We start from the raw sequence: 6854 nt of genomic DNA, 5'->3' as shown, positions 1-6854 counted from the left end.
GCCGCCGCCGACCGAGTAGTACGTCTTGGACAGCAGCTCCGCGCCGTCCGCGTCGGTGGCCCACAGCGTCATGCCGTTGGCGTGGTAGGGCAGCGATCGCCTTCGGTGCAGCACCAGTTGGGCCGAGACGTCGAAGTCGATCTCGTGGACCGGGCCGATCCCGGCACCGAGGAGGCGGATGCGGCCGGTGCCGCGGATCCGCTCGACGTCGAGGTCGGCCTGGGCGACGTCGACCGTGTGCGGCTCGTTGCCCTCCAGGCCGAGCAGTACCGCCTTCGGGGTGCCGTGGCCGTGCCCGGTCGCGCCGAGGGAGCCGAACAACTCCGTTCGTACGGCGGCGGTCCGGGCGAGCACGCCGTCGCGCTTCAGCCGCGCGACGAACATCCCGGCGGCCCGCATCGGGCCGACCGTGTGCGAACTGGACGGTCCGATACCGATGGAGAACAGGTCGAAGACGCTGACGGCCACGCCATGCTCCGTGGGTCTGGCGAGGCGTGCCGGGTGTCGACGGCACGCCTCCGCGGGCGGTTGTCGGGGAGAAGCCGCAGCCCGGGGCACAGCCGGTGCGCGCGGCTCATGGGCCGCTCCTGCGCCGCGGGCGGATGAACACCCTCGGCGCCTCAGGCAGAGCGCGGCGAAGCCGCCGCTCTCCGTCGTGACCCCGGACGCGCAGCGCCCGGACCGCGCTCAGGACTGCGGGCGACGCTCCGACGACGGTGACGGTCCTCATGCGGGGGGCTCCAGACGGGATGACCTCTCACATCGCCGTCTCACATAACACAACGATGCTCGCTATATGCAACATGGTTTCGGGGCGGTCCGGGGCTTGTCAAGGGAGGCGCGGCAGGAGTTTCCGACAGCGCGCGACGTTTTGGATCGCGCAACCCACTTCACCGGCCCCGATCCGTCCGGGTGCCCGAAACCCTTGACCTGCCGGCCCTCACCCCCGACTATGTTGCGCATAGCTCAATACGTTGCGTAATGCGCACAGTCGACATGTCCCGACGGAGGATGCCATGTCTCCTCGACCGCAGCCCGGCCGCGAGTTCGTCCTGACCCTCTCCTGTCCCGACCAGGCCGGCCTGGTCCACGCCGTGACCACCTTCCTCATGAGCCATGCCGGCAACATCCTGGAGAGCCAGCAGTTCGACGACCGGCTCCAGGACCGCTTCTTCATGAGGGTGCACTTCGAGGTCTCCGACCCGGCCCAGTCGCTGCAGACGCTGCGCACCGGCTTCGGCCCGGTGGCCGAGGCGTACCGGATCAGCTGGCAGCTGCACGACGCCTCGACGCCGACGCGCACGCTGATCATGGTGTCGAAGTTCGGCCACTGCCTCAACGACCTGCTCTTCCGCAGGTCGACCGGCGCGCTGAACATCGAGATCCCGGCGATCGTCTCCAACCACCGGGAGTTCGAGTCACTGGCCGAGAGCTACGGCATCCCCTTCCACCACCTCCCCGTCACCCCGGACACCAAGGCGGAGGCGGAGGCACGGCTGCTGGAGCTCGTCGACGAGCTCGGCGTCGACCTCGTGGTGCTCGCGCGCTACATGCAGATCCTCTCGGACGACCTGTGCAAGCAGCTGGAGGGGCGGGCCATCAACATCCACCACTCGTTCCTGCCGAGCTTCAAGGGCGCCCGCCCCTACGTCCAGGCGCACCGGCGCGGCGTGAAGCTCGTCGGGGCCACGGCGCACTACGTCACCTCCGACCTCGACGAGGGCCCGATCATCGAGCAGGAGGTCGTCCGCGTGGACCACTCCCGCACCCCGGACGAGCTGGTCGCCATGGGCCGCGACGTCGAGGCGCAGGTGCTCGCGCGCGCGATCGCCTGGCACACGCAGAGCCGTGTGCTGGTCAACGGGCGCTGCACGGTCGTCTTCCGCTGACGGCGGTGGACCCGGGACCGTGCTCCCTATAGTTGCGCCATGAGCAACCACCCGGCAGATGGTGACACTGCGGCGCCCGCGGCAAGCGGGGTGCAGTCCGTCGACCGTGCCGTCAGCGTCCTGGAGATCCTCGCCCGGCGCGGCGAGGCGGGCGTGAGCGAGGTGGCCGCCGAGATCGACGTCCACAAGTCCACGGCCTTCCGCCTGCTCGGGGCGCTGGAGGCGCGCGGCCTGGTGGAGCAGGCGACGGAGCGGGGCAAGTACCGGCTCGGCTTCGGCGTCGTGCGCCTGGCCGGCGCGGTCACGGGCCGGCTCGACGTCACCCAGCAGGGCCGGCCGGTGTGCGAGCGGCTCGCCGAGGAGCTCGGGGAGACCGTCAACATCGCGGTCCTGCAGGAGCATTTCGCGGTCAACCTCTACCAGGTACGCGGCCCGGGTGCGGTCGGCACGCACAACTGGGTCGGCCAGCTGACCCCGCCGCACGCCACCTCCAGCGGCAAGATCCTGCTGGCGCACCTCTCGGAGGAGGCGCGGGTCGGGGTGCTCGGCACGTCCGGGCTGCGGAAACTGACACCCCGCACCCTGACCGCGAGGACGAAGCTCGACAAGGACCTCGCCCGGACACGGGAGCGGGGGTACGCGGTCACGCTGGAGGAGCTCGAGATCGGCCTGCACGCCATGGCGGCCCCGATCCGCTCCCGCGACGGCAAGGTCATCGCGGCGCTCAGCGCCTCCGGCCCGGCGTACCGCTTCGCCGAGGCGCGGATGCACGAGCTGGCGCCCGTGCTGGTCGAGGGCGCGCGGGAGATCAGCCGTCGGATGGGGCATCTGGACTGAGCCCGCCGCCCCGGGCCGGGACGCGGGCCGGCGGACCGCCTCGCGGGGCGGCTTCAGGCGGCCGTCTCCGCGCCCCAGCGCGCCGTCACCCGGACGGCGTCCACGGTCGACGCGACGTCGTGCACGCGCAGGCACCAGGCGCCCTGGGCCGCCGCGAGGACCGAGACGGCCGTGGTGGCGGCGTCCCGCTCGGGGGCCGGGCGGGGGCGCCCCGTCGCCGGGTCCGCGAGCAGGCGGCCCAGGAACGACTTGCGGGAGGCGCCCACCAGGACGGGGTGTCCCAGGGCCGCGATCTCGGGGAGGCGGGCCAGCAACTCCCAGTTGTGGTCGGGCTGTTTGGCGAAGCCGAGGCCGGGGTCGACGATCAGGCGGCCCGGCCCGATGCCCGCCCGCAGCGCGGCCTCCACCCGCAGGCGCAGTTCGCCGAGCACGTCGGTGACCACGTCGCCGTAGACGGCGTTCGCCTGCATGCCGGCGGCGTGGCCGCGCCAGTGCATGAGCACGTACGGCGTCCCGGCCCGCGCCATCAGCGGGAGCATCGCGGGATCGGCCAGGCCGCCCGAGACGTCGTTGATCAGGCGCGCGCCCGCGTCGAGGGCACGCGCGGCGACCTCGGCCCGCATGGTGTCGACGCTGACGACGCCGCCCGCCGCGGCCAGTTCCCGTACGACGGGCAGGACGCGGCGCAGCTCCTCCCCGGCCGTCGGGCGGGCCGCGCCGGGGCGGGTCGACTCCCCGCCCACGTCGACGATGTCCGCCCCGTCCGCGAAGAACGCGAGCCCGTGCGCGACGGCGGCGCCGGCCGCGAACGACCGCCCGCCGTCGGAGAACGAGTCGGGGGTGACGTTGACGACGCCCATGACCAGCGTGCGGCCGGGCCGCGGCAGCCCGCGGGGGTGGAGCTCCGGCGTGCCCGGAGGGGCTGCCGTGGCGGCGCGGACGGTGCCGATCACCGGGACCGGGCCCTGCGCGCCGCCGCCTGCGTCACGCGGCGTCTCCGGCGGGCACCGCCCCGAGCCGGGCCGCGACACAGACCGGCGGGAGGTTCGGCCGGGCGCTGGACAGCTCGACGTAGACCATGCCGTCCTCCACGAGGACCTGGTGGGTGCGCACGGGCAGCCGGGCCGGCGGGGCGTCCACCTTGCCGGTGCGCAGGTCGAACTTCGAGGCGTGCAGAGGGCATTCGACCTCGCACCCCTCCAGCCACCCGTCCGCGAGCGAGGCGTCCTGGTGGGTGCACGTGTCGTCGATCGCGTAGAGCTCGCCGTCCTCGGTGTGGAAGACGGAGACCGGCGGTTCGGACTCGATCCGGAAGGCCTCGCCCTGCGGCAGGTCGGCAAGAGGGCACGCGGGAATCTTCATGACCACCTCGGTGCGGATGCGTAATACGAAACGATGTGCGCTTAACGCAACGCCAGTTTGGGGGTGCACCTCTCCTCTGTCAAGCGGCGGGCGCAGGGGCGGCTCGGCGGTTCGGAACGGCTGTGACGAAGCGGCAGCGGAGGGGCCGGGGCGTTGTCGCGAAAGCGGCGTCGGCAGGGCAGGCGGGACGTTCGCAACGCGCGCTAGCGGACCGGCCCCGGAATCTCCTGCTCGGCCCAGATGATCTTGCCCTCGGGTGTGTGGCGGGCGCCCCAGCGGTCGGTCAGCTGGGCCACCAGGAAGAGGCCGCGGCCCCCCTCGTCGGTGCTGCGGGCATGCCGCAGCCGCGGGGCCGTGCTGCTGGCGTCGGCGACCTCGCAGGTCAGCCGGGCGTCGCGGAGGAGCCGTAGCCGGATGGGCGGCTCGGCGTAGCGGATCGCGTTGGTGACGAGCTCGCTGACGACGAGTTCCGTCGTGACGGCGAGGTCGCCCAGGCCCCACTCCTCCACCTGCCGGGTCGCCCGCGCCCGGACGTCGGCGACGGCGGACGGGTCCACCGGCACGTCCCAGGAGGCCACATGGTCCTCACCCAGGATGTGCGTACGGGCCAGCAGCAGGGCGATGTCGTCGGGCTGCGGCACGGGCACGAGCTGCTGCACCGCGGCCGAGCACAGCGTGGCGGGGTCGGCGTGCGGGCCCGCCAGCAGACCGGCGAGCCGGGACATGCCGCGCTCCATGTCGCCGTCGGCGCCCTCGACCAGACCGTCCGTGTAGAGCCCGATCAGGCTGTGCTCGCCGAGCTCGATCTCGGTCGCCTCGAAGGACATTCCCCCCAGCCCCAGCGGGGGCCCGGCCGGGGGTTCTGGGAAAGACACCTGCCCCTCGGGGGTGACGACGACGGGGGGCGGATGTCCGGCCCGGGCCATCGTGCACCGCCCGGCGACGGGGTCGTAGACGGCGTAGAGGCAGGTCGCCCCGAGGAAGGACGAGGTGTTGCGCCGGACGGCCTCGTCGTCGGCCTTCTCGGCGCTCAGCCGGAGCACCAGGTCGTCGAGGTGGGCCAGCAGCTCGTCGGGCGGCAGCTCCATGTCGGCGAGGGTCTGCACGGCGGTGCGCAGCCGGCCCATGGTCGCCGCGGCGGTGATGCCGTGCCCGACCACGTCGCCGACGACCAGGCCCACCCGCGCGCCGGACAGCGGGATCACGTCGAACCAGTCGCCGCCCACCCCGCCCGTCGGGTCCGCCGGCAGATAGGCGGACGCCACCTCCAGCCCGGTTCCGCCGGTCAGCGCGTGCGGCAGCAGGCTGCGCTGGAGGGTGACCGCGGCCGTGTGCTCGCGGGTGTAGCGGCGGGCGTTGTCCACGCACAGTGCCGCGCGCGCCACCAGCTCCCGGGCCAGCAGGACGTCGTCGGGCTGGAAGGACATGGGGTTGAGGGAGCGCAGGAACGTGGTGATGCCCAGGGCGGTGTTGCGGGCCCGCATCGGCACGGAGATGAGCGAGTGCAGGCCGAACTTCCGGATGCGCTCGGCCCGTTCGGGCTCCTCGGCGACCCACTCGGGTGCGGAGGGATCGAGCACGGGCATGAGGATCGGCTCGCCGTCGACGAGCAGCTTCAGGTCGTGCGTCGGGGGCAGGAATCCCGCCCTCTCGCCGATCCGCACCACGGCCTCCGGGCAGCCCTCGCGCACCGAGCTCATGCCGGCCCGGCGCAGGATCGGCCGGACGGAGGCCGGCCCCGCGTCGGTGAGCCACGCACCGTGCCCCTCGGTGCTCAGGACGGGCTCCAGCAGGTCCACGACGACGAAGTCCGCGAACCGGGGCACGGCGAAGTCGGCGAGTTCCTGCGCCGTGCTCATCACGTCCAGGGTCGTACCGACACAGGTCCCGGCCTCGTTGACCAGGGTCAGCAGCCGGCGCGCGGTCCACCGCTCGGTGACGTCCTGGACCAGGTAGCAGACGCCGGTGACGACGTCCGCGCCGTCCACCAGCGGGAAGAACGACGTGGAGTAGGCGTGCTGGCGGTGTGGATCGGCCCAGCTCCAGCCCAGGTACTCGTAGTCGGTGACCGGCACCCCGGAGTCCAGGACCTTGCGCATCAGGCCCTCGATGGCGGCCGCCTGCAGACCGGGCAGCAGCTCGCTCAGCCGGCGCCCCAGCCGCTGCTCCCTGGGGACGCCGCCGAACCGCTCCAGGGTGTCGTTGAGCCACACGTAGCGCAGTTCCAGGTCCATCACGGCCATGCCGACCGGCGAACGGGTCAGGAACCCGTCGAGCACGGACTGGCCCACCGTCCACTGCGGCTTCTCCTCCCGCGCCGAGACCAGGAAGCACTCGTCCCCGCCGATGCGGAACGCCGCCGAGACCCGCAGGTCGACGTCGAGGGAGCGGCCGTCGCCGTGCCGCAGGGGGATCAGCCCGTTCCAGCCCATACCGGCCCGGCACCGCTCCACCACGCCGGCCACCCGCGCCGGGTCCCGGTCCATCGCCAGCAGCCCCTCCGCGGGGCCGCCGACCACCTCGGAGGCCGGGCGGCCGAGCAGGGTCTCGGCGCCCCTGGTCCAGCCGATCACGGCACCCTCGGCGGACACGATCGCCGCCGCGTCGCTGGACGCGTCGAGGAGATCGCGCGCTGCCGCGGGCGGGGGCCCGCCGGACGCTTCTCGCGCAGGATCCATGGGTGCCATCCGGTTCCGTTCCCTACTGCACCATGTTCCTGCTACTCCGCCGGTTGTGCACGGCTCCCGCCGAAAGCCCGGCGGAGCG

Annotated in this window: 6 protein-coding genes; 2 read left to right on the top strand and 4 right to left on the bottom strand. The window is 73.1% G+C overall.

Going from position 1 to position 6854, the window contains the following annotated elements; genetic code table 11:
• A partial coding sequence (locus tag ACIRPX_RS17720) for a serine dehydratase beta chain (protein ID WP_404194847.1) occupies positions 1–468 on the bottom strand: 468 nt, incomplete at its 3' end.
• 548 nt (positions 469–1016) lie between these two features.
• Here ACIRPX_RS17720 and purU point away from each other — a divergent pair.
• On the top strand, positions 1017–1889 hold the full coding sequence (purU, locus tag ACIRPX_RS17715) for a formyltetrahydrofolate deformylase (RefSeq protein WP_404194844.1): 873 nt from the start codon (positions 1017–1019) through the stop codon (positions 1887–1889).
• A gap of 39 nt (positions 1890–1928) precedes the next feature.
• Positions 1929–2726 carry an IclR family transcriptional regulator gene (locus tag ACIRPX_RS17710; protein WP_404194841.1) on the top strand — a complete coding sequence of 266 codons (798 nt, stop codon included), beginning with the start codon at positions 1929–1931 and terminating at the stop codon, positions 2724–2726.
• 53 nt (positions 2727–2779) lie between these two features.
• Here the strand turns inward: ACIRPX_RS17710 and folP are convergent, their stop codons facing one another.
• The 3 genes from folP to ACIRPX_RS17695 all read right to left on the bottom strand — a co-directional run bounded on the left by folP (position 2780) and on the right by ACIRPX_RS17695 (position 6775).
• Positions 2780–3586, bottom strand: a complete 807-nt coding sequence (gene folP / locus ACIRPX_RS17705; protein WP_404194885.1) for a dihydropteroate synthase — start codon at positions 3584–3586, stop codon at positions 2780–2782.
• Positions 3587–3710: 124 nt separating this feature from the next.
• Positions 3711–4088: a bifunctional 3-phenylpropionate/cinnamic acid dioxygenase ferredoxin subunit gene (locus tag ACIRPX_RS17700; protein ID WP_404194838.1), complete on the bottom strand. Its 378-nt coding sequence runs from the start codon at positions 4086–4088 to the stop codon at positions 3711–3713.
• A gap of 203 nt (positions 4089–4291) precedes the next feature.
• Positions 4292–6775: a SpoIIE family protein phosphatase gene (locus ACIRPX_RS17695; protein ID WP_404194835.1), complete on the bottom strand. Its 2484-nt coding sequence runs from the start codon at positions 6773–6775 to the stop codon at positions 4292–4294.
• Between the last annotated feature and the right edge of the window lie 79 nt (positions 6776–6854).

The sequence above is a fragment of the Streptomyces sp. NPDC101225 genome (genome assembly GCF_044767585.1).
In the GTDB taxonomy this organism is placed as follows: Bacteria; Actinomycetota; Actinomycetes; order Streptomycetales; family Streptomycetaceae; genus Streptomyces.
Note: the sequence above shows the minus strand (reverse complement) of the source record. Positions and strands in the feature narration are given on the sequence as shown.